The sequence below is a fragment of the Pelotomaculum terephthalicicum JT genome, assembly GCF_022410535.1.
Classification (GTDB): domain Bacteria; phylum Bacillota; class Desulfotomaculia; order Desulfotomaculales; family Pelotomaculaceae; genus Pelotomaculum_D; species Pelotomaculum_D terephthalicicum.
Genome location: NZ_JAKNBL010000095.1, coordinates 1 through 1,209, shown reverse-complemented (window position 1 = coordinate 1,209; position 1,209 = coordinate 1). Strand labels below are relative to the sequence as shown.

Sequence of the window (1,209 nt, the reverse complement as noted above, 5' to 3'; positions counted from 1 at the left end):
AGTCGCTGTTCCCATATGTTGCAAAGCTTGCTATCCATTCCTGAACATCCTTCCTTTTCTTAATGTCCAGGCTTATTTTCTCATGTCTTTTTTCTATATTGAAGGTGTCTTCTTTTTGACGCTTACGGTTTCACTGGTTCTGTTATAGTTTTCATCAAAGGTATATAACTGCGTCAGGTTTTGCGGATAATCTATTTGAATTATCCTGTATTTATCATCGTAATAGAAGTATGCCGTATTGCCGTTGGGATCGGTCATGGCATTTTTTCTCTCCGTGGGGTTGTAAGAAAATAATGTTACATTTCCCCTGGCGTCTTCTTGTCTGATAACACGGGAATCCACATCGTATTCGTTTATTACTTCATTGTTGCCTTTCGGGTCGGTGATCGTGGTCAGGCCATATTGCCCATAGGCAAAGGATGTGCTGCCTCCATTAAGATCCTGTACGGAAGACAGATTGCCATCAGTGTCATAGCTAAAAACAACCGTTCTCCCGGCCGGGTCGGTAATTCTGATTAACCGGTCGTTGGTATCATATTCAAAATTAAGGGAACGCCCGGCTGGCTCGGCGGCGGTTGTTAATAATGATCCGGTATATTGCATGGTAATTAAGTTATCGTTTTTATCGGTAATATTTGTCAACCTGCCCTGTGAGTCAAAAACATACTCGGTTTGATTCTTGAAGGTAAGGACATATGTCCCGTCAGTGTTTTGGCTGAGATTTTCGAAGCAGCCGGTCGGACGGCTATATGAGCCGTTTTCATAAGTAAATAGGAACATGTGCCCGTCAGGGTATTTAACTTCAACGGAATTGTCCTCGTTCACTGTCAAATAAGTATTGTAATTATGCTGCCATCCTTTCCCTAAAGGACCTGTATAATCGTCACGGGAATTGTAATACCTGGTGAACTCAAGAGGAATCCTGGCAGGTATATTCAGGTCGGTATGGTCGTATATAAAGTTGCCTGTTGCCGAGTTGACCGGGTCGTTGCAAAATGCATCAAATGACGGCCGGCCTAAACTTTTCTTAAAATCAATATTTTCTTCTTCAGGAGCGCGTAACCATATATAAGGATAAGTGATATAATGGACCCAGAAAACAAGACAGACGGGAAGGGCAAAATAAGTTAGAATGGAGTCATGGAAAAGAGAAGAAAATTCACACCCCAAGAAAAATCAAAAATCGTGCTGGAAGTCTTACGGGAAGAA

General features: G+C 42.0%; 1 protein-coding gene. It reads right to left on the bottom strand.

The window, feature by feature from the left end:
• Positions 1–93: 93 nt before the first annotated feature.
• The gene (locus L9W92_RS18610) at positions 94–1,170 is read right to left on the bottom strand and encodes a DUF6531 domain-containing protein (protein ID WP_240085230.1); all 1,077 of its coding nucleotides are present in this window, start codon (positions 1,168–1,170) and stop codon (positions 94–96) included.
• Between the last annotated feature and the right edge of the window lie 39 nt (positions 1,171–1,209).